The sequence below is a fragment of the Streptomyces sp. TAA204 genome (assembly GCF_000424965.1).
Genome location: NZ_AUKW01000001.1, coordinates 629,509 through 655,446, shown reverse-complemented (window position 1 = coordinate 655,446; position 25,938 = coordinate 629,509). Strand labels below are relative to the sequence as shown.

Here is a 25,938-nt window from a genome sequence, read left to right as displayed (position 1 = left end):
GTGTGTGGCTGGAACTCGCCCCGCTAGACGGCCATCCCGTAGACGATGGTGAAGAGCGTGCCGAGGGAGCCGATGATGAAGACGCCCGTCAGGCCCGCCACGATCAACCCCTTGCCCTGCTCGGCGCTGAAGGTGTCGCGCAGGGCCGTGGCGCCGATGCGCTGCTTGGCCGCGCCCCAGATGGCGATGCCCAGGCAGAGGAGGATGGCGATCGCCATCACCACCTCGATCATGATCCGTGCCTCGTTGCCCAGGGACCCGAACGGGCCCCAGTCGGGCGCGATTCCGCCGATGATGGTGGTGATGTCGCCCTTGTCGGCCGCCAGAAACATGGTGAACTCACCGCCCCATGTCGGAGATTGAGGATGAACGCTGGGAATGTATCCCGGGTGTGGATGCCCGGCGCGCGTGGGCACGCCTACTTGGATTCTGTCATGAGTCGGACGGGATGGGCAGTGAACGACGCCCGTATGGGGGATGGTTGAGTGGTGCGGGTGCGAGGTGCGGGGCGCAGGAAGGTCTGGCTGCTGGGTGTCGGCGGCGGGTTAGGGCTGTTCGCCGGCTTTCTGGCGCTGCTCGTGGTCGGGACGTACGTGACGGCGGCGAGTCTCGGCGGCGGCCGTGGCGTGGGGCTGGCCAAGGGCGCCGTGCCCGACGCGTATCAGGCGCTCGTGCAGAAGTGGGGCTCGCTGTGCCCGGCGCTGAGTCCGGCGCTGCTGGCCGCGCAGCTCTACCAGGAGAGCGGCTGGAAGACCGATGCGAAGAGCCCGGCGCAGGCCCAGGGCATAGCGCAGTTCATCCCCGGCACCTGGGCGGCGCACGGCATCGACGGTGACGGCGACGGCGACCGCGACGTGTGGGACCCCAAGGACGCGATCCCCTCGGCCGCGACCTACGACTGCAAGCTGGCGTCGTACGTCGAGGACGCCCCCGGCGACCGGACGGACAACATGCTGGCCGCGTACAACGCGGGGGCGTACGCCGTGATCAAGTACGCGGGTGTGCCGCCCTACCGCGAGACGAAGAACTACGTGTCGACGATCCGCAAGATGGAGCAGTCCTTCGCCTCCACCAAGGGCCGCGTCGACCCGTCCAAGCAGGCCGCCGGCGCGATCTACTACGCGCAGAAGAAGCTGGGGACGCCGTATCTGTGGGGCGGCAACGGCACCCCGGAGCAGGGCGGCCGGTTCGACTGCTCGGGACTGACCCTCGCCGCGTACAGGAGCGTGGACATCACCCTGCCGCGGGTGGCCAACGACCAGTGGAACAGCGGCCCGCACCCCAAGCGTGACGAACTGCTGCCCGGGGACCTGGTCTTCTTCGCCACGGACCTGAACAACTCGCGTTCCATCGACCACGTCGGCATCTACGTGGGCGGCGGTCACATGATCAACGCGCCCTACACCGGGGCGAAGATCCGCTTCGATCCCATCGACACGCCGAAGTACTTCGGCGCGACCCGGCCGACGGCCGACTGAAGGCGGAGACGGGTGAGAGGAGACGGGTGAGAGGCGACGGCCGGACGGGAGAGCGTGGACGTGCGCGCACGCGGATACGGCCTGTGCGGACGGAAGTACATGGCGGGCACGTGAGAAGAGCGTGCGGATGTGAGTGAGCGATTCGGAACGCTGCGTGAGGAGGTGGCTCCTGAGCTGGGAAGACGATCACCCTTCGATAACGTCCGGGTGATCGTTCGGTAAGACCGGAACGCCCGAAGCGTCAAGTGGCGTTCTGTATGAGGCGGGAGGACAACTTCCGCAGTTGTGACGACGGGGGTCGGTAACGCGGCGGACGAGCCACGAGCAGAGCAGAGTGAGAGGTCAGGCATCACGATGGCAGTGTGGGACGACCCGGATGTCGGACTTCTCTACGAGATCAACGGTCTCGCCGAGGCCGCACCGACCTGGGCCGACAGAATCATGGAATACGTGGGCGAGTACGGCATCGTCCTCGCGCTCGTCCTCCTCGGCCTCCTCGCCTGGTGGCGGGGTACGCGCCGCAGCGGCTCCCGGGAGGAAGCCGTCTCCGGCTTCGCCGGTCTGGTGTGGACGCCGCTCGCCGCCGCTGTCGCGCTGCTGGTGAACATCCCCATCAGAGGGTTCGTGGAGCGGCCCCGCCCCTTCCTGGAACACAGGGGGCTGGAGGTGCTCATCAAGGGGAAGACCGACTACTCGTTCGTGAGTGACCACTCGACTCTGGCCATGGCACTGGCCGTCGGGGTCTTCATGGTCCACCGCCGTTACGGGCTGGTGGCCGTCGTGCTGGCCTTCGCGGCCGGAATCAGCCGTATCTACATGGGCGTTCACTACCCGACCGACGTCATCGGAGGGTTCGCGCTGGGCACGGCCGTCGCGCTGCTGCTGGCGCCCGCGGCCATGTGGATGCTGACGCCCCTGGTTCGTACGGCCGGGAACTCGCCGCGGCTGGGCGCTGTGGTGTGGGCCGGGCCGGGGCGGACGGACGGCGCTGCGGCGGAGGCCGACGGCGCCGGGGACGGCTCAGGTCCCAGCGCGAAGCGCCCGCGACGCCCCGGAGAGGTCCGGGACGACCGCGACCTGGCGGCGTAACCGCGGGCCGGGCCGGACTCTGCCGGCCGGGCAGCAGGAACCCCGGCGGCCGGCCCGTTCAGCGCTGTCCGTGCTCCCGGCCCTCCGCGCGGGAGGTGTGTGCCGCCGCGTCGGCGTGTGAGGTGTATCTCGCCCTGCGGGCGGGGCCCAGCCACCCGCAGGAACAGCGAGCGTGGACGAAGGCGCCGCGCTCGACCGTCGACGTGTGGTGTCCGGCCTGCTCCGGCTCCGTGCCCTCGCGCGTTCGCTCTACCACGTGACAACCGTATCCGTCCCCGTGACGGCCCGCCCCGGCCGGTCGTTAAGGCATCGAATCCCAGGAACAGAGCGCTTGTTGGGGGCCGGGAGACGATGGTGGCGCGGTGGCACGGGCGCAGACACTCCTGGACCGCTCCCGTCACGGCGGCGGCTGTCGGCGCGTCGTTGCTCCTGGGGACCGGCTGCTCCGAGAACGGCACCGCGGCCGCCAGCGACAAGCCGGGCCCGCGTGAGGCCGTCCGGTCGGTGGCGGAGACGCTCAAGAGGTACGGCACCTCCCGCACCCGCACCTCGATGACGATGGAGAGCGGCGGGACGCGGATCGCCGTGGACGGCAAGGGAAGCTTCGACTACCGCAAGCGGCGCGGGCAGCTCATCGTCCGGCTCCCCGAGGGCACTTCGGGCGCGCGGCCGGGCGAGCGCCGGCCGGTCACGGAGATCGTCGTGCCCCGGGCGCTGTACATGAAGAACCGGGGCGCGGGTGTGCCGGACGGGAAGTGGGTGCGGGTGGACACCACCGGGCTGAGCGACGGCAATCTGGTCACGGCGGGTGCGACCGACCCGGTCAGCGCGGCCGAACTGCTGCGCGGCGCACGAGAGGTGACCTACGCGGGCCGCCGGGACGTCGGCGGGGAGAGGGTGCGGCGCTACCGGGGGACGGTGGACCTGGCGTCGGCGGCGCGGGCGGCGTCACCGAACTGGCGTGAACAGCTGGCCGCGGCGGCCGAAGGGTTCTCCGGTGGATCGGTGCCGTTTGACGCGGACATCGATGGGCAGGGGCGCCTCCGGAAGATTCGACATCAGTTCACCTTCGCCGGTGGTACGCGCAGCGGGCGGGCAGCCGAGGAGCCGGGCGCCGCCGGGGACGCGGGGGTCACCGTCTCGTCGACGACGTGGCTCTACGGCTTCGGCACGCCGGTGAAGGTCGTGATGCCCGAACCTGACGACATCTACTCCGGAAAGATCGCACCGTTCTAGCCGCCGGGCGTCCCGTCGGCGGCGGACGGAGCGGGCGGCCCCGGGGCGGCGGTCACTGGCCGGGCTGGTGGGGTCGAAATGGTTCGGATTTGCCATGCGCGGAGGGTGCGCCCGTCCCTACTGTGGGGATACACGAGGAGGTGGTACGTGTGCCTGGCAGCGTTCCCGGTGCGTCCGGACGTGGTTCGCGGGGTTCAGTCGTCCAGGATCACGTCGCCCTCGCCGAGATCGAGCTGTGCGGTGAGCTGATGATCGCGGCTTCCGCGGCGGAGGCCGCCGGTGAGGAACGTCTGAGCATCGCACGCATCGACGAGGTGCTGGGGACGGTCCAGGGGGAAGTGGAGGAGACGGCCTGGCAGTCGGTCCACCGCGCCGCGACCCGGTCCCCGTCGCCGGCCGCCCGTGCGGGCAGGTCCGCGCAGTCCCCACGCGCCAGCCGCTCCTCGGGGCAGCGTCTTTGAGGCAGCGGGTTTGAGGCAGCGCCCTTGAGGAGGGCGGTGCCGGGCCTCGCCGAGTCGCACGCCTGCCGGCCGCGTGGCGTCGGGCAGCGTGTGATTCACCACTCGCGCCGGTGTCAGGGCCGGAGTTCCGCACCGGCGCTCGCCGTTGCCCGTTCCCCGTCGCCCGTTCCTCCCCGCTCCGCGCACCACCGTCCGCGTGGGCCGCATCCGCGTGCGTCCCTTCTGCGTGCGCCCCTTCCGCGTGGGCCGCTTCTACGTGCGCAGCAGCCGGGCCACGGCCGCCGTGGCCTCCTCCACCTTCTCGTCCATCTCCGCGCCGCCCTCCTTCGCGGCGTGTGCCACGCAGTGCCGCAGATGCTCCTGCAGGAGCTGAAGCGCGAAGGACTGAAGTGCCTTGGTGGAGGCGGAGACCTGGGTGAGGACGTCGATGCAGTAGACGTCCTCCTCGACCATGCGCTGCAGGCCGCGGACCTGGCCCTCGATGCGGCGGAGGCGCTTGAGGTGGGCGTCCTTGTCCTTGGTGTAGCCGTGTTCGCCGGTGGCGGCGTGTGCCGGGCAGGGGTCGCCGGCCGTGGTGACGCCTTCGCCGGAGGTGCCGTCGCCGTCGGGTGTGGTGGCCGTCGTCATAGGTCCTCCCGGTGCTGAGGGCGGGCGCGGGCGGGGTCGTGCTCGGCGCATGGAATGGGTGCCAATGGCCGGAATTGTACGGTTCCAAGACCCGTTCAGTGAGCCCGAAAGATACCCCTCGTGGGTATAGCATAGCGGATTTGGGGAGGGCGGTTCAGTACGCGGTCCGCCATGCGCGACACTGTCTGAGGCCGCCTCGCAGTGGCCGGATGATGCACTTAGCATCAACGAGACCGTCACCGACGCACCCCGAGGATCTCCAGTGCGCTTTCGTCTGACCCCCAGGGAGACGAGCTTCTACGACATGTTCGCGGCCTCCGCGGACAACATCGTCACGGGCTCGAGACTCCTCATGGAACTGCTCGGGGCGGAATCCTCCGCACGCGCCGAGATCGCCGAGCGGATGCGTGCAGCGGAGCACGCGGGGGACGACGCGACGCACGCGATCTTCCACCAGCTCAACTCCTCCTTCATCACGCCCTTCGACAGGGAGGACATCTACAAGCTGGCGTCCTCGCTCGACGACATCATGGACTTCATGGAGGAGGCCGTCGATCTCGTCGTCCTCTACGAGATCGAGGACCTGCCCAAGGGCATCGAGCAGCAGATCGAGGTGCTCTCGCGCGCCGCGGAGCTGACCGCGGAGGCCATGCCGCATCTGCGCACGATGGACAACCTCACCGAGTACTGGATCGAGGTCAACCGGCTGGAGAACCAGGCGGACCAGATCCACCGCAAGCTGCTCGCCTATCTCTTCAACGGCAAGTACGACGCGATGGATGTCATGAAGCTCAAGCAGGTCGTGGATGTGCTGGAGGAAGCGGCGGACGCCTTCGAGCACGTGGCGAACACGGTCGAGACCATCGCCGTCAAGGAGTCCTGACCACCAGTGGACACGTTCGCTCTGATCGTGACCATCGGGGTCGCGCTCTTCTTCACATACACGAATGGCTTCCACGACTCGGCGAACGCGATCGCCACGTCCGTCTCCACCCGTGCGCTGACGCCGCGCGCCGCGCTGGCGATGGCCGCCGTGATGAACCTCGCCGGCGCCTTCATGGGCAGCGGCGTCGCCGACACGGTGAGCAAGGGACTGATCGAGACGCCGAGCGGGCAGAGCGGGATGGCGATCCTCTTCGCCGCGCTCACCGGTGCGATCGTGTGGAACCTCATCACGTGGTACTTCGGACTGCCCTCCTCCTCCTCGCACGCCCTGTTCGGCGGCATGGTGGGCGCGGCGCTGGCGGGCGGCATCGGCGTCCTGTGGACGGGCGTGCTCGAGAAGGTCGTCCTGCCGATGTTCATCTCGCCGCTGGTCGGGATGCTGCTCGGCTATCTCGCTATGGTGATCATCCTGTGGCTCTTCCGGCGCTCCAACCCGCACCGGGCGAAGCGCGGTTTCCGCATAGCGCAGACGGTCTCCGCGGCGGGGATGGCCCTGGGGCACGGTCTTCAGGACGCGCAGAAGACCATGGGCATCGTGGTGATGGCGCTGACCATCGCCGACGTCCAGCAGAGCAACACCATTCCGCTGTGGGTCAAGTTCGCCTGCGCGGGGATGCTTTCGCTGGGTACGTACGCCGGCGGCTGGCGCATCATGCGGACGCTGGGACGCCGCATCATCGAACTGGACCCGCCGCAGGGCTTCGCGGCGGAGACGACCGCGGCCTCCGTGATGTACACGGCCTCGTTCATGTTCCAGGCGCCGATCTCCACGACCCACGTCATCACTTCGGCGATCATGGGTGTCGGCGCGACGAAGCGGTTCTCCGCTGTGCGCTGGGGCGTCGCGGGCAACATCGTGATGGGCTGGTTCATCACCATGCCGGCCGCGGCGACCGTCGCGGCGCTCAGTTACTGGGCCATCCTGCTCACCCTCGCCTAGCTGCACGCACGGCACGTACGGCGCGCACGGCACGTACGGCGCCCCGCGCGGGCGGCAGCCGGCGAAACGCGCGCACGTACGGACATGGGCTCGCCCCCGGAGAGCCGGGGGCGAGCCTCATGCAGCCGCGCGGTGGCACCGCCATGCAGCACCGCGCGGCTCTCCGGCCACCGGCCGGTCGGCGGCGGATCAGCCGAAGCGGCCGGAGATGTAGTCCTCGGTCGCCTGGACCGAGGGGTTGGAGAAGATCCGCTCGGTCTCGTCGATCTCGATGAGCTTGCCGGGCTGCCCGACCGCCGAGAGGTTGAAGAAGGCCGTACGGTCGGAGACGCGTGCCGCCTGCTGCATGTTGTGGGTGACGATGACGATGGTGAACTGCGACTTGAGGTCCCCGATGAGGTCCTCGATCGCCAGCGTCGAGATGGGGTCCAGCGCCGAGCACGGCTCGTCCATCAGCAGCACCTGAGGCTCGACGGCGATGGCGCGGGCGATGCACAGCCGCTGCTGCTGACCGCCGGAGAGACCCGAACCGGGCTTGTTCAGGCGGTCCTTGACCTCGTTCCAGAGGTTGGCGCCCTTGAGGGACTTCTCGACGATGCCGTCCAGGTCCTTCTTCCGGTGCTCGCCGTTGAGCCGCAGCCCCGCCGCGACGTTGTCGTAGATCGACATCGTCGGGAAGGGGTTGGGGCGCTGGAAGACCATGCCGATGGTGCGGCGTACGGCGACGGGGTCGACGTGGGTGCCGTACAGGTCCTCGTTGTCCAGCATCACCTTGCCCTCGACGCGGCCGCCGGGGGTGACCTCGTGCATGCGGTTGAGGGTGCGCAGGAGGGTGGACTTGCCGCAGCCGGAAGGGCCGATGAAGGCCGTCACGGAGCGGGGTTCGACGCTCATGGAGATGTCGTCGATGGCCCGGTGACCGCCGTAGAAGGCGGTGAGGCCGCTGACGTCGATTCGCTTGGCCATGGCTTTGGCCCTTTCCGGTTGCGGGGAGTGCTGCATGGGGGCGCGGGGCGTGTCCGTCAACGTCCCGCCGCCTTGGGCGCCTTCCAGCGGGCGATCCCGCGCGCCAGCAGGTTCAGCAGCATCACGAACGCGATGAGGGCGAGTGCTCCGGCCCAGGCACGGTCGATGCTGGCTTCGTTGCCGAGCTTGTACTGGTTCCACACGTACAGCGGCAGGGACTCCTGCGCGCCGGAGAACGGGTTGGGGTTGATCAGGGGGTTGCCGAAGACCAGCAGCATGACGGGCGCGGTCTCGCCGGCGATGCGTGCCACGGCGAGCATCACACCGGTGGCGATGCCGCCCACGGATGTGGGCAGTACGACCTTGAGGATCGTGCGCCACTTGGGGACGCCCAACGCCAGTGACGCCTCGCGCAGTTCGTTCGGTACGAGCTTGAGCATCTCCTCGGTGGAGCGGACCACGACCGGCATCATCAGGATCGCCAGCGCCATCGAGCCCGCGAACCCGGAGGGCCCGAAGCCCAGGCCGAGGTTCCAGAACGCGAGCACGAACAGGCCCGCGACGATGGAGGGGATGCCCGTCATGACGTCCACGAAGAAGGTGACGGCCTGGGCCAGCCGGCCGCGTCCGTACTCGACGAGGTAGATCGCGGTCAGCAGGCCGATGGGAGCGGCGATGAGCGTGGCGAGACCGACCTGTTCGAGGGTGCCGAGCAGTGCGTGGTAGACGCCGCCGCCCTCTTCGAGGTTGGTCATGCCTCCCATGGAGTGGGACAGGAAGTAGCCGTCGAGGAGTTTCACGCCGCGGCTGACGGTCGTCCAGGCGAGGGAGACCAGCGGGACGACGGCTGCCGCGAAGCAGACCCAGACGACGCTGGTGGCCACCCGGTCCTTGGCCTGCCGGGTGTCCTCGACGACGCTCGTGGCCACATAGGTGATGACCACGAACAGCAGCGCGGAGAGCAGGCCCCACTGGGTGCGGCTCTCCCAGCCGGCGGCGTTGCCGGCGCCGATTCCGAGGGCGGCCGAGACCAGCGCGACGGCAGGAGGAGACCAGCGGGGCATGCGCCGGCGGGCGAGCGGTGCGGTCCCCGGAGGAGGGCCGGTGACCTGCGGCTTGTCCATCAGTGCGTTGTCGCTCATGCGTTGGCCCCCGAGTACTCCTTGCGGCGGCCGATGATGTAGCGGGCCGCGCCGTTGACGAGCAGCGTGATGACGAAGAGGACGAGGCCGGAGGCGATCAGCGCGTCCCGCCCGAACTCGTCGGCCTCGTTGAACTTCGCGGCGATGTTCTGCGCGAAGGTGCCGCTGCCGGGGTCGAGCAGGTGCCAGGTGAAGACGAAGCCGGGGGAGAGGACCGTGGCCACGGCCATCGTCTCGCCGAGCGCGCGCCCGAGGCCGAGCATCGAGGCGGAGATGATCCCGGAACGCCCGAAGGGCAGCACCGACATCCGGATGACTTCCCAGCGGGTGGCGCCGAGGGCCAGCGCCGCCTCCTCGTACATCTTCGGCGCCTGGAGGAAGACCTCGCGGGAGACGTTGGTGATGATCGGAAGGATCATGATCGCCAGCAGGATGCCGACGGTGAAGATGGAACGGGCCGGGCTTCCCGGGTTCGACATCTCGAAGATCACGGTCCAGCCGAGGAACTGGTCGAGCCAGCGGGTGAGGCCGTCGAGGTAGGGGACGAGGAAGAGCGCGCCCCACAGGCCGTAGATGATCGAGGGCACGGCGGCCAGCAGGTCGATCACGTACGCGAGCGGCGCGGCGAGCCTGCGCGGCGCGTAGTGCGAGATGAACAGCGCGATGCCGACGGCGACGGGCACGGCGATGATCATCGCGATCAGTGAGCTGACGACCGTGCCGAAGGCGAGGATGCCGATGCCGAACGCGGGCGGGTCGCCCTGGGGGTTCCACTCGAAGGCGGTCAGGAAGTTGACCGAGTTCTGGGATATCGCGATCGACGCGCGGTAGGCCAGGAACGCCGCGATGGCGGCCATGATCACCAGCAGCGTGATGCCGGAGCCGCGTGAGAGCCCGCGGAAGACCTTGTCCCCGGGGTGCACGGCCTGACCCTTGACCTGCGCGGGCTCCGCCTCGGGACCGGGCGGGGAGGGCGCGGGAGCGGCGGCGGGACCGTCGGGATCGTCCGGGGGCCGGGTGGGTGGCGCTTCGGAAGTACGTGAGATGTCCATGGTGTCTCCGGTCTGGGTGGGGACGTTCGGAGGTTCCCCTGGCGGCGGTGCACCGGATGGGTTGCTGATCAGGCGTGGGGGCCGGCCCTGGGGTGCCGGGCCGGCCGTCTCACGCGTCGTCGGTCTGGGACCGGGAGCCCGGGCTCACAGAGCTCAGGACAGTTCCGGGATGGTGCTGCGCACCTTCTTGGCGATCTCCTCGGGGATCGGCGCGTAGCCGAGCTTGGTGAGGGTGCTCTGGCCGTCCTCGCTGGCCGTGTAGGTCAGGAAGGACTTGGTGGCGTCGAGGGTGCTCTTCTTGTTGCCCTTGTCGCAGACGATCTCGTAGGTGACGAGGATGATCGGGTACGCGCCTTCGGCCTTGGTGTCGTAGTTCAGCTCGAGCGCGAGGTCCTTGTCCTTGCCGATGACCTTCGCGTCGGCGATGGCCTTGGAGGCGTTCTCGGGGGTCGCCTCGACGGGGTCGCCGGCTCCGGTGTCGATCTTGACGCTGTCGAGGTCGTTCGCGGTGGCGTAGGACAGCTCGAAGTAGCCGATGGAGCCGTCCGTCTGCTTCAGCTGCTGGGCGATCCCGGCGGAGCCGGAGGCGGACTGTCCGCCCTTGGCGGGCCAGGACTTCTCGTCCTCGTACTTCCAGTCGTCCTTGGCGGCCGTGCCCAGGTACTTGCCCAGGTTCTGGGTGGTGCCCGACTCGTCGGAGCGGTGGAACGCCTGGATGTCGGTGCTGGGCAGTTCCTTGCCCGGGTTGAGCTTCTTGATCGCCGGGTCGTTCCACTTCTTGATCTTCGAGTCGAAGATCTTGGCGAGCGTGGGCGCGTCCAGGGCGAGGTCGTCCACGCCCGAGAGGTTGTAGGAGATCGCGACGGGGCCGCCGACCATCGGGAGGTTGATGCCCTGGCCGTCCTTGCAGACCTTCTTGGAGGAGGCGACCTCTTCGGGCTTGAGGGCGGAGTCGGAGCCGGCGAAGGAGGTGGTGCCCTGCAGCCACTCCTGGATGCCGCCGCCGGAGCCGATGTCCTTGTAGTTGATCTGGGTTTCCTTGCACGCCGCCTGGTAGTTCTTGACCCAGGCGTCCACCGCGTTCTTCTGCGCCGTGGAGCCGGAGGCCAGGAGCTTGCCCTTGCCGTCGCACTTGATGTCCGCGGCGGCCTTCTCGGTGGTCTTGCTGGTGTTGTTGTCCGAGCCGCAGGCGGTGAGTACCAGGGCGCCGGAGACCGCGACGGCGCCGAGAGCGAGGGCGCGAAGCCGGTTCGTGCGCTGAAGCATCACTTTCGTTCGGTTTCCTTCCTGGAGCCCGCCGGTGGGGCGGCGCGCGAAACTTCTGTCGGTTGTCGCGGAGTGCGGGCATGCCGCGCTCCGTAAGGCTGAAATTAGACAGATCAGGTGAAGCGGCCCACGGCACCGAATGAACGCAGGGTGAACCTCGGCGGTCGGCCCAGTGGCGCTGTGTGATGCCGGGGCGTTCGGTTTCCCGTCCCTACCGGCGGGTACGGACCTGGCCGGGAGTCCGGACCGGCGCTCCCGGAGGACGGCCGCGGTGCCCCCGCGTTGGGCGGCGGGGCCTGTCGCATCGCGGAAGAGCGTGGCACCATCCGCTGAGTCGGCGGGAGTTGACGCAATCCGTTGCGGCCGGGGACGGCAGGCGCGCGACCTTCGAGGGGGCCTGGTGGGCAGGACGGCGAATCGTCGGATGCTGGTGGCGGTGTGCGCGTTCGGGGTGCTGGCGTCCCCCGCGGCGGGAAGCGCGTACGCGGCCCCCGAGGACCCGGGCGACGGGCGCGGACCGGGCGGGCAGAGCCTGGAGGAGATCCACAAGCGCGTGGCACGCCTGCACGACGAGGCGGAGTCCGCGACGGACGCCTACAACGGCGCCGAGGAGCGGGCCGAGAAACAGGCGAAGGCCGTCAAGGCGCTGGAGAAGAAGATCGACGGACTGCGCGAACGCCGCGCGAAGTACCGGAAGACGGCCGGCGCCCTGGCACGCGCCCAGTACCGCAGCGGTGGCATGCCCGACGAGGCGCGGCTGGTGCTGCGCGAGAACCCGGAGTCGTTCATGCGCGACGCCGTGGTCATGCGGAAGGGGCAGCGGGCCGCTCTGGGCGTCATCAGCACCCTCACCCGCACCAAGTCCGACCTCGACGACTACGCCGAGGAGGCGTCGTCGAAGCTGCGCAAGCTGGAGGGGAACCGGAAGCGCAAGGCGGCGGCGAAGAAGAAGATCGAGAAGGAGCTGAAGCAGGCCGAGGATCTCGAGTCGCAGCTCGCGGAGGACGAGTTGGAGCGCCTGCGGCAGCTGGAGGACGCAGCGGCCTGGGCGCGCCAGTCCCAGTGGCTCAAGTCCGGTGTCCTGGACGAGATCACCGGCAAGGCGTCCGAGGCGGGCAAGCGCGCCATCGCCTACGCCACGAACCAGATCGGCAAGGACTACGAGTGGGGCGCCGAGGGCCCGCTGACCTACGACTGCTCCGGGCTGACGCTGCGCGCCTGGGAGGCGGCGGGCGAGGAGATCCCGCGGACGTCCCAGGAGCAGTGGAAGCGGCTGCCGCGTGTGAAGGTCAGGGACATGCGCCCCGGCGACCTGATCATCTATAAGGGGGACGCGAGCCACGTCGGGATGTACGTGGGAGGCGGCGAGATGGTTCACGCCCCGCGCACCGGCCGCCAGATCACCATCGAGGGCGCGGGGTCGCTTCCGATCAAGGGAGTGGTCCGCCCGGACGAATAGGGGCGAAACCCCGACAGGACAAGGGCATATGACAGGGGCGGATTGCCTCCAGCCATTCCATCCGTACGTGCGGGGGCGCTAAAGTCCGTGGACAGCCCGGCATGCGCAGGCGCAGTCGTGAACGCGCCGCGGGCCGGGCCCGGTGGTGTGCCGACTGGCACGCGACCGCACCCTCGGGGGGAGGGAAGGAAGCGCACATGCCCGTAGGCGTGCCACGCGAGGACGCCCTGTCCACGCCGCCACGCGCGTCTGTGCCGCATCAGGGCGGCGCGCCCGGGCGGTCCGGGGCCGCCACGAAGAGCGGACTGACGCTGCTCGTCATCCAGGACAGCCGCACCGGAGGCCGCAGCGTCCCGGAGATGCTGGACACTGCGGGCAGCCACCTGCCGGGCGAGGCGTCAGGGGCGGCCGGCGACCGCGTCAAGGTACGCACAGCGCGCAATCTCACCGAGGCCGAACGCCTGCTGACCGACGACGTTCAGTGCATCCTGCTCGACCTGGCGCTCACGGGTGAGCAGGGCGCCGACGCACCGGAGGCACAGCCGGAGCAGGGACCGGGCGGTGCGGGCCGGGGCCCGGGCGACACCGGTGCCACCGGCACGGGAGCAACGCCTGGCCCCAGTACGGACGCCCCCGGTGCGGACGCCCCCGGAGCGGATGCCCCAGCCCCGGACGAACTGGAGATGCTGCGGCACGTCCTGCGCATGGCGCCCCGGCACGCCGTGCTGGTGCTCACCGAGGGCGCCGACGCCCAGCGGGCCGCGGAAGCCGTACGCGTCGGCGCCCAGGACTATCTCTTCCGCGACGAACTCGACGGCCGCCTGCTCAGCCGCGCCATCCGCTACGCCGTCGAACGCAAACGCGCAGACCTCGCACAGCGGCAGCTCACCGAATCCAGGCTGCGCGCCCAGGAGAACGCCCGTCTGGAGCGCGGACTGCTTCCCACGCCTCTCCTCGCGGGCAGCGACCTGCACTTCGCCGCCCGCTACCGGCCCGGCCGCTCCCGCGCGCTGCTCGGCGGCGACTTCTACGACACGGTGCGCACGGCCGACGGAACGGTCCACGCGATGATCGGTGACGTGTGCGGTCACGGCCCGGACGAGGCGGCGCTGGGCGTGGAACTGCGCATCGCGTGGAGGGCGCTGACCTTCGCCGGCCTGTGCGGCGACCAACTGCTCGGCACTCTGCAGAAGGTGCTCGAAAACGAGCGCGCGAGCGACGAGATCTTCGCGACGCTCTGCACGGTCGACATCTCCCCCGACGGACGGCGGGCCGGAGTGTGCCTGGCCGGACATCCCTCGCCCCTGGTCGCCGGAGCGGGCGGCTCGGCGCCGCGGCTGCTCCCGTACGACGACAGCGGGCCCGCCCTGGGTGTGCTGCCCAACGCGCGCTGGCCCCGGCGTCAGGTCGAACTGGGCAGAGCCTGGAGCCTGTTGATGTACACGGACGGCCTCATCGAGGGCCGGGTGGGCGAGGGCAGGAGGCGCCTGGGCCAGGAGGGGATGGTGGACATCGTCACCGGCCGGATGGCGCAGGGCGCTCAGGGCGAGAGGCTGCTGGACGACACGATGGAAGACGTGCGGCGGCTCAACGGCGGTGAACTCACCGACGACGTGGCGGTGTTGCTGCTCGACCGCAAATGAGCCGGCGGGAGACCGGGCTCCGGCAGTGTGTGCTCATGACGGTCGCGGTGCTGCCCCTGGTGACTGAGGCGCCCGTTATGGCTGAGGTGCCCGCGGTGACTGAGCTGCCCGCGGCCCCTGTTGTCCCTGTGGCCCCTGTGATCGACGCGCTTCAGCGGCCGTTGAACGGCCCGTAGGGCCCGTCGCTGCTGCTGCCGCCCCTGCGGGGGCCGCCCCCGGTGACCTGCTTGAGCGCGGGACGTACGTCGACGATGTAGACGATCGTCGCGATCAGCCCGATGACCTGCAGGAAGAGGATCTGGAAGTAGTTCACGGGAATCGTCAGACCGAGGATGACCAGCCAGAACACCTTGGTCTGCTTGCTGGCCGCCGGGTAGGCGTCGGTACGGCGCAGCGACGCGTCGATGAACGCGAAGACCGCCATGGCGAGCAGGACCACGGAGATCAGGCCCAGCACCCCGAAGAATCCCTGCAGCATTTCGTCCACGTCCCTGTGAGTGCTGATTCCCTCTGTCGGACCGGCCGGTCACCTGACGCCAGGCGGCCAGCCTGTCCTGCCACCGTACCCGTTCGCCGGACCGGGTAGTCCGGGCTGTGCCCGGTCCCGCTCCGGCGGACGGCCCGGCGAACGGCCCGGCGGACGACTGGCCGGCTCGCCGGGTCAGTGGCCCGGCGAGCCGGCCGCCGCCGGTCGGCTCAGGAGCCGGACTTGGGGTTGCTCTTCTTGCTCCCGTTCGTCTTCGCGGCGCTCGTCTGCGAGGTGCTCGTCTTCGAGGCGCTCGACGACTTCGCGGTGCTCGCGCTCGTGCCCGGCTTGGAGTCGGTGGTGGTCTTCGCCGTCGTGGTCTTACGGGCGGCGGAGTCCGTCGACTTCGCGGCAGACGATGCCGAACCGGTGGACTTGGTGCCACTCTGGCTCCGGGTCTGGCCCCCGGCCTGACCCTGGCCCCGCGTCTTCGCCGCGGACTGGCTGCCGCGCGGCTCGGCCGGCGGCTCGGCGATCTTGACCGGCTCGCGTTCGACGGTGACCTGAGGGGCCTCCTCCTCGCCGCGCCAGTTCTTCACGGCGCCCCGGCCGCGGTCGGCCAGCTCGTCGTAGGTCTCACGGGCCTTGACGGCGTACTCGGCGGCGACGCCGACGCTCTGCAGGGCGAGGTGCTGTGCCTGCTCCCGCAGCTTCTTGATGTCGGTGTCGATGCCGCCCAGCGTCTCGCTGACCTTGGCCTGGGTCTCCTTGGCCTGCTTGGTCACCCGCGCCTGGACCTCCTTGGGGTCCGTCGCCCGTACGGCCGCGATCCGCTCGGGAGCCTCCTCGCGGATCTTGTCGAGCACACCGGCGGCGAAGTAGAGGGGCTTGGGGTCGGTGAGAGTCTTGCGGAGGTCGTCGGTGCTGGACATGAAAAGGTCTCTCCCTGATGGACGGAGTGCTATCGGGCGCCGGCCTCGGGGGCCGCTGCTTCGTCTTCCCGGATGTCCTGGACGTCCTTGTCCTCGGCGTCCCCGGTGTTCGTGGTGTTCACGGTGTTCGTGGAGTTCACGGCGTCCTGGGGGCCCTCGGTGTCCGGGGCCTCCTTCGTGCCCTCGGACTGCTCCACGGGCCCGTTCTCCTTGCGGAACGACTCGTAGATCTGGAGCAGCGCCTGCTTCTGCCCCTCGTTGATCGACGGATCGGCGAGGATGGCGGCAGGGACCTGCAGCAGATCCTCCCGTTCCCGCTCGTCGAGGATCCCGGCCTGTACGTAGAGCGTCTCCGCCGAGATCCGCAGAGCCTTCGCCAGTTGCTGGAGGATGTCGGCGCTCGGTTTGCGCAGGCCGCGCTCGATCTGACTCAGGTACGGGTTGGACACCCCGGCGGCGTCGGCGAGCTGCCGCAGCGAGAGCTGGGCGTTGCGCCGCTGCTCACGCAGGAACTCACCCACATTGCCGACGTTCAGGGATGCCATGACGTCAACCATGCCCGCTCTTGCTAACTTTTGCAAGCGCCGCGCTTGCAAGTGTGTCGCTGTCCGGTGTGAGATGAGTCGCCCGGTGCCGGGTGCGAGCGCGGCACCCGGTGCCCGGACGTCACGGCGTGGCCCGCCGCGGTGCCCGGGCGAGTGTGTCGAGGTAGTGGGTCTGCGCCTGCTGCAGGGCGTGGTGGAGGGCGCCGGTGACGACGGCCCGGTGGGTGAGAGGGGAGGCGGCCAGTCGCGGCACCTCGCGCGTGATGCTCTCGACGTGCTTGCGCAGTGGTTCGAGGAGTACGTCCCCCGCGGCGGCCACGGCACCGCTGATGACGATGAGTTCGGGCGCGAGGATCATCGAGAGCGTGGCGACGGCCCGCGCCGCGGAGGCGAGGGCGTGGTCGAGGATCTCGGATGCCGCGGCGTCGCCTTCACGGACGGCTCGGAAGACGGTTTCGGCATCGACGCGTCGCGGGTCTCCCTCCACGAGGTCGTAGAGGACGGCTCCCGCGGTGCCGGCGGTGGGGGCGGCCGGCTGCCGGGCAAGGCCGGCGACCAGTTCGGTTCCCCGCTCGCGGGCGAGGAGTGCGATGCCGGAGGGCGTGGCGTCGGGCATCAGCTTGAGGAAGGACAGGTCGCGGGCCTTGTTGTGGTGGCCGCGCAGCAGTGTGCCGCCGGTGAAGACGCCCACGCCCAGCCGTTCGCCGGCCAGCAGGCAGACGACGTCGTCGGTGCCTGTGGCCACGCCCCGCCAGCGTTCCGCCACCGCGGCGAGATTGCAGTCGTTCTCGGCGGTGACGTGCCGGCCGAAGTCCGTCTCGAAGGCCGCGCGCAGGTCGAGGCCGAGGAAGCCGGGGATTCCGGTGCGATGGCGTACGACGCCGGCGTCGCTGATGGTGCCGCTGGTGCCCACGCACACAGACAGGACGTGTCCGGACCCGAAGCCCGCATCGCGCACGGTGGTGGCGGCGAGGTCGCGGACGAGAGCGATCCGCTCCCGGGGGCGGATGTCCGGGTCCTCGAAGGCGATCTGTCCGTCGGTGACCGGTTCACCGCGCAGGTCGGCGAGGACGGCGCGTGCGGTGTGGGCGCCGATGTCGATCCCGAGTACGTGGCCGGCGTCCGCGCGGAAGGCGAAGACCCGTGAGGGGCGCCCGCGGCGGGCGGGGCCCGGCTCGGGATTTTGTTCGGCCTCGGTGACCCAGCCGAGGTCGATCAGGTGCTGCGCCGCGGCGTGGACGGTGGGCCGTGACATGCCGGTGGCCGAGATGACCTCGCTGGTGGACAGCGCCGGGCCCGCGCGCAGTGCTGCCAGTACGCGGACTGCGTTCAGCCTGCGGACGTAGGCGGAGTCCGCCACATCTGTTGACGTGCTCGGCATGGCCTGCCAGCCTACCCGATATTAAATAAAGGCCACTTATATAAACGGCCGCGGTGTTCGCGTCCCTCGTCGACGCACCCCTCCACGGCCCCGCTCCGGCAGTCACTGCCGTGTGCCGGCCGGATCAGCGCCCCTGCCGTCAGTCCCGCCACACGACTCCGGAAGGCCATGACATGACAGTTGAGCCGCCACCGGACCCAGCACCCCGCCCGTCGTCCCCCGCCGTGCAGGAAGAACCCGCCCGCCAGTCGATGCGGCAGGTGATCGCGGCGAGCCTGTCCGGTGCCGCCCTGGAGTGGTACGACTTCAACCTCTACGGCATTTCCGCCGCCCTGGTCTTCAACAAGATCTTCTTTCCCGACGCCGACCCGGCCATCGGAACCCTGGCCGCCCTGGCCACGTTCGGTGCGGGCTTCGTCCTGCGCCCACTCGGGGCCCTGCTGTTCGGGCACCTCGGAGACCGCATCGGCCGGAAGAACTCGCTGGTGGCGACCATGCTCATCATCGGCGGGGCCACCTTCCTGATCGGCCTGCTGCCCGACTACCGCCACATCGGCATCTGGGCCCCCGTGCTTCTCGTCGCCCTCCGGCTCGGACAGGGCCTGGGGCTCGGCGGCGAGTGGGCGGGTGCGTCCCTGCTGACGGTGGAGCACGCCCCCCGGCACAGTCGCGGCTTCTGGGGGAGCCTGCCGCAGACCGGGGGTCCGATCGGCTATCTGATGGCGGTGGGCGTCACCGGCCTGTTCGCCGGCCTCCCGGAAGAGGACTTCCTCGCCTGGGGCTGGCGCGTACCGTTCCTGCTGAGCGCGGTGCTGATGGTGGTGGGTGTGCTGGTCCGCCGGACGATCCGGGAGACCCCCGACTTCCAGAAGGTCAGGAATTCGGGCACACGCGAGCGGATGCCGCTGGTCGCCGCCCTGCGGAAGTACCCGCGCACAATGGTGCTGGCATTCGGGGCCCGCCTCGGAGAAGCGTGCAGCTCGCAGATATACCAGCCGTTCGCGATCGCCTACACCACGACGACCATGGGCTACGGCACGCACGTCGCCCTGATCGGCGTGGTCCTCTACAACGTGCTGGGCCTCTGTCTGATGCCCGTGGCAGGGGCGGTGTCGGACCGGACCGGCCGCAAGCCGCTGTACCTGACCGGGGCGGTCCTCGTGGCCGTCTCGGCCTTCCCGTACTTCTGGCTCGTGGACAGCGGCTCCACCGCGCTGGTGTGGACGGCGATGGGGCTGGCGGCGCTCGGCGGCGCCGTCTGCATGTCCAGCGTCCAGAGTTCGTACTACACCGAGCTGTTCGGGCCGCGGGTGCGGTACTCGGCGCTGGGCATCGCGACCCAGGCCTCCGCGATGGTGGCCGGTTTCGTGCCCGCGGTGGCGGCGTCGCTGATCGTGGTCTTCGACTCCAGCTGGCCCGTCGCGGTGCTGCTGATCGTCGTGGCGCTGGCCTCGCTCGTCTCGACGCTGCTGCTGGCCGAGACCCGGGAGGAGGACGTCTCCGAGCGGGAAGCACGCCGGCAACAGGACCCTCCGACCTCCGGACGAAAGGCCACGACCTCCACGTGAACACCGATGCTCCCCGCGAACGCCCCAATGTGCTGGTCTTCTTCACCGACCAGCAGCGCTGGGACACCACCGGCCTGCACGGCAACCCGCACGGCCTGACTCCCCTGCTCGACCGCCTGGCCGGGCAGGGGGTGAGCATCGACCACTCCTACACCTGCCAGCCGGTGTGCGCTCCCTCCAGGGCCAGCCTGCAGACCGGTCTGTATCCGACCACCACGGGCGTCTTCCGCAACGGCATCGCCCTTTCGCCTGACATTCCCACGCTCGCCCACCACTTCCGCGCGGCAGGCTACGAGACCGGCTACATCGGCAAGTGGCACCTGGCGCCCGGCGAGCACGTCGGGCCCGTGCCCGAGGCGTACCGCGGCGGCTACGACCACTGGCTCGCCGCGAACCTGCTGGAGTTCACCTCGGACGCGTACGGGACCACGCTCTACGACAAGGACGGCAGCCCTCACCACTTCGACGGTTACCGCGCCGACGCGCTCGGCGCCGCCGCCGCCCGGTTCCTGCGGCAGCGGCGCACGCAGCCGTTCTTCCTCTTCCTGTCCTTCCTGGAACCCCACCACCAGAACGCACGCGACGACTACCCCGCACCCGACGGTTACCGCGAGCGCTACGCCGACGCCTGGACGCCGCCCGACCTGCGAGCCCTCGGCGGCGGCAACTCCGACGAGCACCTCGCCGGCTACTACGGAATGGTGCGCCGCATCGACGAGGTGCTCGGCTCGGTGCTCGGCGTACTGGCCGAGCAGGAGGCCGGGGAGAACACGGTCGTCCTGTTCACCTCGGACCACGGGTGCCACTTCAAGACGCGCAACGACGAGTACAAGCGAAGCCTGCACGACGCGTCGGTCCGGGTACCCACGGTGCTGTGCGGCCCCGGCCTGCGCGGGGGACGGCGGCTGGAGCAACTGGTCAGCCACATCGACCTTCCCCCCACGCTCCTCGACGCCGCGGGACTGGCCGTACCCGGCGAGATGCAGGGCCGCTCGCTGCTGCCGCTGCTGCAGGAGGACGGTGAGGACGCCGACTGGCAGGACGAGGTGCTGATCCAGATCAGCGAGTCCGAACTCGGCCGGGCCGTGCGAACCCGTCGCTGGAAGTACGGCGTGACCGATCCCGGGGCCGACCCCTGGCACGTGCCCGCGTCCGACCGCTATGTCGAGACCTACCTCTACGACCTGCACACCGACCCCGACGAACTCGTCAACCGGGTCGGCGACCCTGCCTGCGCCGCAGTCCGGCGGGCGCTGGGCGAACGGCTCGCCGAGCGCGTCGAGCGGTCCGGGGAGCAGCGTCCCGCCATCGACCCCGCTCCGGGGGAGTGGGGGTGAACGCCGCGGGCGGTCGGCTTCGTTCCGCCGGTTGTCCGCCGGCAGGGGGTGTGGTTCTCACGCACGCGGCCGAGGGCGGCGCCGGCCGGTACTCCCGGCAGCGGAGCTGCCGGGGCCTTTGTCCGGCGCCGCGGGATGATCCTCGAAGATCGCCCGGACACCTGCTAGGTGATCACGGCGACCGTGACGGCGGCGGTCGACGCCGCGACCGCCGCAGCCGTGCGGGTCACCGCGATGTTCACGGCCGCCGCCCCCCAGTTGCCGTTCTCGAGCTCCTTCGCCCGCTCGCGGACCTTGGCCGACCACTTCGGCGCGGGATGGAGGTTCGGCAGGGTACCGCTCGAGGAGAGCAGCGCGATCACCGCCGCGGTGCGGGTGTCGGGACTCTCGCCGTCCTCCAGTACGGCGCAGACCCTTCGCCGCAGCTCCGCCTCGTGCTGTGTCGCTGCGGTCGGCAGCCTCGTCGTGCGGAGGAAGCCCAGCATCCGCCTGCGCTCGCGGCGGATGAGGCCGCGCTCGAGGAGCCGCTCGATCACCGGCTTCCAGAGGCCGCCTCCGATGTCGAGGAGGTGCGTCTGGACGCGCTGGGGTCGCCGGGCGACCTTCTCGTAGGCGGACCGCAGCAGCGGGTCCGAGAGTGAACCGTCCCCGACCGCGAGCACTTTGGGCCCGTTGAGCCCCGCGACGCGGGTCCCGTCGGTCGTGATCCTGCCGCGGAGTGCGAGTTCGACGAGCACGGCGCCGCCGAGGGTGTAGTGAAGGGTGCCGGCTCCGGCGGGGATCCCCGTCTCGTCGTGGAGCATCAGCAGCATCAGATCCTCGACGAGCAGCATTTCGCTCTGCATGTTCTCCCCTCCTTCCGGGGGTTGCCCGCGGTCGCCCCGGTTGACCGTGCGTCGGAGCTGTCCGCGCCCGGTCGGGCTCCCTGCTTCGCCGCCCGGCGCTCCGGCGGGCGGCGCCGACGGGTGACCGGCTCCGGAGGGGGCGGTCATCGGCGCGGTTCCCAGCGGAAGAGGCGGGAGGCCAGCGCGATGGCGACCACGACCCAGCCCAGCGTGGGCAGCAGCAGGATCAGGGAGTCCGCCACGGGAACACCGCCGTTCCAGGCGTTCAGGACGAGTTCGGTGGCCGACCCGCCGGGGAGCAGCCGCTTGAGCATGGTGAAGTCCTCGGTGCCGGTGATACCCACCCAGCTGGTGACGGCGATGACGCCGAGGCTGACGGGCAGCGTGGTCACCTGGGCGTGCTCGGGGGAGTTCGTCAGTCCCGCCGTGGCCAGGCCCAGTCCGAGCATCATGACGACCGTCGAGAGGACCGCCACCGTCAGGAGGGGGACATCCGACGGCCCGCCGGCGACCGCGGCCAGCGTGGCGAGGATCGCGGTCACCTGGACCAGCGCGAGGACGGTCACCGGGAGCATCAGCCCGGAGAGGATGCCGGCGTCGCCTGCCGGGGTGGAGCGCAGCCGCTTGAGGAAGAGGTTCTGACGGCGCGAGGCCAGGGTGGTCACCGTGGTGGTGTAGAGGCCGAACGCGCCCACGGTGAACATCACCACCGCCGCGATGTATCCGAGGCTGCCCAGCTTCGCGAAAACTTCGTGCTGCTGGATGAAGTACGCGCTGACCGCTGCGGGCATGACGAAACTGGTGACCAGAACCAGCCGGTTCCGGAAGATCTGGATCAGCTCGCCGAGAGCGATTGAGAGCATGGTGAAGGTCCTGTTCCTGGGAGTTCCGGGAGCGGTCTATTCGCTGCCGATGGAGCGGAAGACGTCGTCGAGCCGAGTCGGTCCGGCCTGGAGCGACCGCAGCTCCACCGCGTTGGCGTGCGCCCAGCCGAGCAGGGTGTGGAGGTCCTTCTGCAGGCCGAAGGTCTCGACGAGGAACTCCCCGTCGCTGTCGCGAGTGGCCTGCAGCGGCAGTGCCGGTGCGGTGGGCGGAAGGGCGAAGCGGATGGCGGCCGGCAGGGTCTGCGTCAGCTCGGCGACCGTCCCCTCCTGGTGGAAGGCGCCCTTGTGCATGAGGCCGATGCGGTCGGCGCGCTGCTGCGCCTCTTCCAGGTAGTGCGTGGTCAGCACGATGGTCGAGCCGTTCTCGCGCAGCTTGTCCACGGCGTCCCACAGGGCGTCCCGGGACTGGATGTCCAAGCCGGTGGTGGGTTCGTCCAGGAAGATCAGCTCGGGGTTGCCGTACACGGCGGTGGCGAAGTCCAGACGCCGCTTCTCACCGCCGGAGAGCTGGGAGACCTTGGTGCCGGCCTTGTGCGTGAGGTCGACGATGGCGAGAACGCGTTCGACCCTGTCCGTGCGCTGGGAGAGCTTCCCGATCAGCCGGACTGATTCCTTCACCGTCAGATCCGGGGAGAATCCGCTCTCCTGCAGCATGACGCCCATCCGGGGCCGGACGGCACGGCGGTCGCGCGGGCTCTGACCGAAGACCCGCACGCTGCCCGAAGTGGCCTTGCGGTGGCCTTCGACGGTCTCCAGGGTCGAGGTCTTACCGGCCCCGTTCGTGCCGAGCAGTGCGTAGAGCTCCCCCTTGCCCACCTGGAAGGACAGGTCTTTCACGGCGTGGAAGTCGCCGTAGCTGAGGTTGAGACGTTCAACGTCGATGACTGGTGTCGAGGTCATGCGTCGATCTCACCCGTTGTCGCGCTCGTCCGTCAGTGGCGTGGTGTCAGCACCGCGCGATGACATTCCTGGGGGGCGCACGTATGACGCGGTGTCACTGGTGCCGCCGTTGCCGGGCCCGTCCCCGGCCCGGCGAGGGCGTGCCGTACCGGGACGGGGCCCTGCGCCGGGACAGGACCCCGCACCGTGGACGCGCGGGCCTCGCCCTCCGGTCAGGTGCCGGCGTAGGCCGCGAGGTGTTCGCCGGTGAGGGTGGAGCGGGCGTCGACGAGTTCGGCGGGTGTCCCCTCGAAGACGACCCGGCCACCGTCGTGACCGGCGCCGGGGCCGAGGTCGATGATCCAGTCGGCGTGCGCCATGACGGCCTGGTGGTGCTCGATGACGATGACGGACTTGCCGGAGTCGACGAGCCGGTCGAGCAGGCCGAGCAACTGCTCGACGTCCGCGAGGTGGAGGCCGGTGGTCGGCTCGTCGAGGACGTAGACGCCGCCCTTCTCGGACATGTGCGTGGCCAGCTTGAGCCGCTGCCGCTCGCCGCCGGACAGCGTCGTGAGCGGCTGCCCGAGCCTGAGGTAACCGAGCCCGACGTCGGCGAGCCGGGCCAGGACTGTGTGCGCCGCCGGGGTGCGGGCCTCGCCGGTGCCGAAGAACTCCTCGGCCTCGGCCACCGACATCGCGAGCACCTCGCTGATGTCGCGGCCGCCGAGGTGGTGTTCCAGCACCGACGCCTGGAACCGCTTCCCCCCGCACTCCTCGCAGGGGCTGGCGACGCCCGCCATCATCGCCAGGTCGGTGTAGATGACGCCGGCACCGTTGCAGACGGGGCAGGCACCCTCGGAGTTGGCGCTGAACAGCGCCGGTTTCACGCCGTTGGCCTTGGCGAACGCCTTGCGGATCGGGTCGAGCAGCCCCGTGTACGTCGCCGGATTGCTCCGCCGCGAGCCGCGGATCTGCGTCTGGTCCACGGAGATCACGTTCTGCGAGGCCGGGATGGAACCGTGGATGAGTGAGCTCTTGCCGGAGCCGGCGACTCCGGTCACGACGCAGAGCACCCCGAGCGGGACGTCGACGTCCACGCCTCGCAGGTTGTGCGTCGTAGCGCCGCGGATCTCCAGCGTGCCGGTGGGCTTGCGCGCCGTCTCCTTGAGGGCGGCCCGGTCGTCGAAGTGGCGGCCGGTGATGGTGCCGCCGGCCCGCAGCCCCTCGACGGTGCCCTCGTAGCAGACGGTGCCGCCCGCCGAACCGGCGCCGGGGCCGAGGTCGACGACGTGGTCGGCGATCGCTATCGTCTCCGGCTTGTGCTCCACGACGAGCACCGTGTTGCCCTTGTCCCGCAGCCGCAGCAGCAGCTTGTTCATCCGCTGGATGTCGTGGGGGTGCAGGCCGACGGTCGGCTCGTCGAAGACGTAGGTCACGTCGGTGAGCGAGGAGCCGAGGTGGCGGATCATCTTGACGCGCTGGGCCTCACCGCCCGACAGCGTGCCCGACGGCCGGTCCAGCGAGAGATAGCCCAGCCCGATCTCCACGAACGACTCCAGGGTCTGCCGCAGCGCGTCGAGCAGCGGCGCCACCGACCTCTCCTCCAGGCCACGGACCCACTCGGCCAGGTCGCTGATCTGCATCGCGCAGGCGTCGGCGATGCTGATGCCCCCGATCTTCGACGAGCGGGCCCCCGCGCTGAGCCGGGTGCCGCCGCACTCGGGGCAGGTGGTGAACGTGACCGCCCGCTCCACGAACGCCCGGATGTGCGGCTGCATCGCTTCCTTGTCCTTCGACAGGAACGACTTGTGGATCTTGGGGATCAGTCCCTCGTAGGTGAGGTTCACGCCCTCGACCTTCACCTTGGTCGGCTCCCGGTGGAGGAAGTCCCGCATCTCCTTCTCGGTGTACTCGCGGATCGGCTTGTCCGGGTCGACGAAGCCGGACTCGGCGTAGGTCCGTACGGTCCACCAGCTGTCCGACTTCCAGCCGGGGATCGTGAAGGCGCCCTCGGAGATCGACTTGGAGTCGTCGTAGAGCTGGGTGAGGTCGATGTCGGAGACCGCGCCCCGGCCCTCGCAGTGCGTACACATGCCGCCGGTGCGGGTGAAGGTCTGCTTCTCCGTCTTCTTGGCGCCGCGCTCGACGGTGATGGCGCCGCTCGCCCGGACCGAGGGGACGTTGAAGGCGTACGCCCCGGGCGGGCCGATGTGCGGCTTCCCCAGCCGGCTGAAGAGGATGCGCAGCATCGCGTTGGCGTCCGTGGCGGTGCCGACCGTGGAGCGGGCGTCGGCGACCATCCGCTGCTGGTCGACGATGATCGCGGTCGTCAGCCCTTCGAGCACGTCGACCTCGGGCCGTGCCAGCGTCGGCATGAAGCCCTGCACGAAGGCGCTGTAGGTCTCGTTGATCATCCGCTGCGACTCCGCGGCGATCGTGCTGAAGACCAGCGAGCTCTTGCCCGAGCCGGAGACGCCGGTGAACACCGTCAGCCTGCGCTTGGGGATCTCGACGCTGACGTCCTGGAGGTTGTTCACGCGTGCGCCGTGCACGCGGATCAGGCCGTGGCTGTCGGCCACGTGCGGCGGCGCGGACGAGGGCACAGGCGACTGCGGGTCCGTCCTCGTGGTCATGCTCATGGTGTCTCCATCGGTTGGGCGGGCCGCCTTCGCGGTCTCCACCGGTGTCGCCCGGCTCGATCGGAACAGCCTTGCACAGTACGTCCGGTTCTCCACCGCTTCGGCCGGTGGGCTTCCGGGGCTCGGACGGGCCCGGACGGGTCGGCGCCCGTACGCCG

The 25,938-nt window shown here is 70.0% G+C and carries 24 protein-coding genes and 1 pseudogene; 10 read left to right on the top strand and 15 right to left on the bottom strand.

Translation table 11 applies throughout. From position 1 onward, the window contains the following. Positions 1-23: 23 nt before the first annotated feature. Entirely contained in the window at positions 24-332 is a 309-nt protein-coding gene (locus H343_RS0102865; RefSeq protein WP_028429910.1) for a hypothetical protein, read from the bottom strand. A gap of 153 nt (positions 333-485) precedes the next feature. Between H343_RS0102865 and H343_RS0102860 the strand changes: the two genes are divergently transcribed. Then, positions 486-1,478 (top strand): C40 family peptidase, encoded by a 993-nt coding sequence (locus H343_RS0102860; protein WP_486586754.1) that lies wholly within the window; start codon positions 486-488, stop codon positions 1,476-1,478. 354 nt (positions 1,479-1,832) lie between these two features. After that, on the top strand, positions 1,833-2,567 hold the full coding sequence (locus tag H343_RS0102855; protein ID WP_028429908.1) for a phosphatase PAP2 family protein: 735 nt from the start codon (positions 1,833-1,835) through the stop codon (positions 2,565-2,567). A gap of 58 nt (positions 2,568-2,625) precedes the next feature. Here the strand turns inward: H343_RS0102855 and H343_RS33825 are convergent, their stop codons facing one another. Beyond that, positions 2,626-2,823 carry a hypothetical protein gene (locus tag H343_RS33825; RefSeq protein ID WP_078504941.1) on the bottom strand — a complete coding sequence of 66 codons (198 nt, stop codon included), beginning with the start codon at positions 2,821-2,823 and terminating at the stop codon, positions 2,626-2,628. 95 nt (positions 2,824-2,918) lie between these two features. On the opposite strand from H343_RS33825, the gene H343_RS0102850 reads away from it, so the two are divergent. Continuing rightward, positions 2,919-3,803, top strand: coding sequence for an SCO4651 family lipoprotein (locus H343_RS0102850; protein WP_028429907.1), 885 nt, complete (start codon positions 2,919-2,921; stop codon positions 3,801-3,803). A gap of 149 nt (positions 3,804-3,952) precedes the next feature. Beyond that, positions 3,953-4,186 (top strand): annotated as a pseudogene (locus tag H343_RS28515) (hypothetical protein); the annotation flags it as partial. A 330-nt stretch (positions 4,187-4,516) separates the two neighbouring features. On the opposite strand, the gene H343_RS0102840 reads toward H343_RS28515, so the two are convergent. Beyond that, a complete protein-coding gene (locus H343_RS0102840) occupies positions 4,517-4,891 on the bottom strand; it encodes a metal-sensitive transcriptional regulator (RefSeq protein ID WP_028429906.1) in 375 nt (124 codons plus the stop codon). Between the two features lie 262 nt (positions 4,892-5,153). Here H343_RS0102840 and H343_RS0102835 point away from each other — a divergent pair, with 262 nt between their 5' ends. Together H343_RS0102835 and H343_RS0102830 are read left to right on the top strand one after the other, a co-directional pair. Beyond that, the gene (locus H343_RS0102835) at positions 5,154-5,774 is read left to right on the top strand and encodes a DUF47 family protein (protein ID WP_028429905.1); all 621 of its coding nucleotides are present in this window, start codon (positions 5,154-5,156) and stop codon (positions 5,772-5,774) included. Positions 5,775-5,780: 6 nt separating this feature from the next. Beyond that, positions 5,781-6,776, top strand: coding sequence for an inorganic phosphate transporter (locus tag H343_RS0102830; protein ID WP_028429904.1), 996 nt, complete (start codon positions 5,781-5,783; stop codon positions 6,774-6,776). 189 nt (positions 6,777-6,965) lie between these two features. Here H343_RS0102830 and pstB read toward each other — a convergent pair whose 3' ends face one another. From pstB to pstS, 4 genes are all read right to left on the bottom strand, one after another. Then, the gene (gene pstB / locus H343_RS0102825; RefSeq protein WP_028429903.1) at positions 6,966-7,742 is read right to left on the bottom strand and encodes a phosphate ABC transporter ATP-binding protein PstB; all 777 of its coding nucleotides are present in this window, start codon (positions 7,740-7,742) and stop codon (positions 6,966-6,968) included. 56 nt (positions 7,743-7,798) lie between these two features. After that, positions 7,799-8,866 carry a phosphate ABC transporter permease PstA gene (gene pstA / locus H343_RS0102820; RefSeq protein WP_486586763.1) on the bottom strand — a complete coding sequence of 356 codons (1,068 nt, stop codon included), beginning with the start codon at positions 8,864-8,866 and terminating at the stop codon, positions 7,799-7,801. Positions 8,867-8,880: 14 nt separating this feature from the next. Continuing rightward, positions 8,881-9,936, bottom strand: coding sequence for a phosphate ABC transporter permease subunit PstC (pstC, locus tag H343_RS0102815; protein ID WP_078504940.1), 1,056 nt, complete (start codon positions 9,934-9,936; stop codon positions 8,881-8,883). 153 nt (positions 9,937-10,089) lie between these two features. Further along, positions 10,090-11,205, bottom strand: a complete 1,116-nt coding sequence (pstS, locus tag H343_RS0102810; protein ID WP_028429900.1) for a phosphate ABC transporter substrate-binding protein PstS — start codon at positions 11,203-11,205, stop codon at positions 10,090-10,092. 397 nt (positions 11,206-11,602) lie between these two features. Here pstS and H343_RS0102805 point away from each other — a divergent pair, with 397 nt between their 5' ends. Together H343_RS0102805 and H343_RS0102800 are read left to right on the top strand one after the other, a co-directional pair. After that, positions 11,603-12,661: an NlpC/P60 family protein gene (locus tag H343_RS0102805; protein WP_028429899.1), complete on the top strand. Its 1,059-nt coding sequence runs from the start codon at positions 11,603-11,605 to the stop codon at positions 12,659-12,661. Between the two features lie 197 nt (positions 12,662-12,858). Further along, positions 12,859-14,304 carry a response regulator gene (locus tag H343_RS0102800; protein WP_028429898.1) on the top strand — a complete coding sequence of 482 codons (1,446 nt, stop codon included), beginning with the start codon at positions 12,859-12,861 and terminating at the stop codon, positions 14,302-14,304. A 151-nt stretch (positions 14,305-14,455) separates the two neighbouring features. On the opposite strand, the gene H343_RS0102790 is transcribed toward H343_RS0102800, so the two are convergent. The 4 genes from H343_RS0102790 to H343_RS0102775 all read right to left on the bottom strand — a co-directional run bounded on the left by H343_RS0102790 (position 14,456) and on the right by H343_RS0102775 (position 17,628). Beyond that, entirely contained in the window at positions 14,456-14,782 is a 327-nt protein-coding gene (locus H343_RS0102790; RefSeq protein WP_037901888.1) for a DUF2516 family protein, read from the bottom strand. A 218-nt stretch (positions 14,783-15,000) separates the two neighbouring features. Beyond that, entirely contained in the window at positions 15,001-15,702 is a 702-nt protein-coding gene (locus H343_RS33820) for a hypothetical protein (protein ID WP_028429896.1), read from the bottom strand. A 29-nt stretch (positions 15,703-15,731) separates the two neighbouring features. Further along, positions 15,732-16,247, bottom strand: coding sequence for a helix-turn-helix domain-containing protein (locus tag H343_RS28510; RefSeq protein ID WP_078504962.1), 516 nt, complete (start codon positions 16,245-16,247; stop codon positions 15,732-15,734). 121 nt (positions 16,248-16,368) lie between these two features. After that, complete coding sequence (locus H343_RS0102775; RefSeq protein WP_078504939.1) at positions 16,369-17,628, bottom strand: ROK family transcriptional regulator; 1,260 nt, start codon at positions 17,626-17,628, stop codon at positions 16,369-16,371. 224 nt (positions 17,629-17,852) lie between these two features. On the opposite strand from H343_RS0102775, the gene H343_RS28505 reads away from it, so the two are divergent. After that, positions 17,853-19,196 (top strand): MFS transporter, encoded by a 1,344-nt coding sequence (locus H343_RS28505; RefSeq protein ID WP_037901886.1) that lies wholly within the window; start codon positions 17,853-17,855, stop codon positions 19,194-19,196. Then, entirely contained in the window at positions 19,193-20,533 is a 1,341-nt protein-coding gene (locus H343_RS28500) for a sulfatase family protein (RefSeq protein ID WP_051264476.1), read from the top strand. The genes H343_RS28505 and H343_RS28500 overlap by 4 nt, the downstream gene beginning before the upstream one ends. Before the next feature lie 164 nt (positions 20,534-20,697). Here the strand turns inward: H343_RS28500 and H343_RS0102760 are convergent, their stop codons facing one another. The 4 genes from H343_RS0102760 to H343_RS0102745 all read right to left on the bottom strand — a co-directional run bounded on the left by H343_RS0102760 (position 20,698) and on the right by H343_RS0102745 (position 25,780). Next, complete coding sequence (locus tag H343_RS0102760; RefSeq protein WP_028429894.1) at positions 20,698-21,378, bottom strand: GOLPH3/VPS74 family protein; 681 nt, start codon at positions 21,376-21,378, stop codon at positions 20,698-20,700. A gap of 143 nt (positions 21,379-21,521) precedes the next feature. After that, on the bottom strand, positions 21,522-22,241 hold the full coding sequence (locus H343_RS0102755) for an ABC transporter permease (protein ID WP_028429893.1): 720 nt from the start codon (positions 22,239-22,241) through the stop codon (positions 21,522-21,524). A 36-nt stretch (positions 22,242-22,277) separates the two neighbouring features. Then, entirely contained in the window at positions 22,278-23,162 is an 885-nt protein-coding gene (locus tag H343_RS0102750) for an ABC transporter ATP-binding protein (protein WP_028429892.1), read from the bottom strand. Positions 23,163-23,374: 212 nt separating this feature from the next. Further along, a complete protein-coding gene (locus tag H343_RS0102745) occupies positions 23,375-25,780 on the bottom strand; it encodes an excinuclease ABC subunit UvrA (protein WP_028429891.1) in 2,406 nt (801 codons plus the stop codon). Between the last annotated feature and the right edge of the window lie 158 nt (positions 25,781-25,938).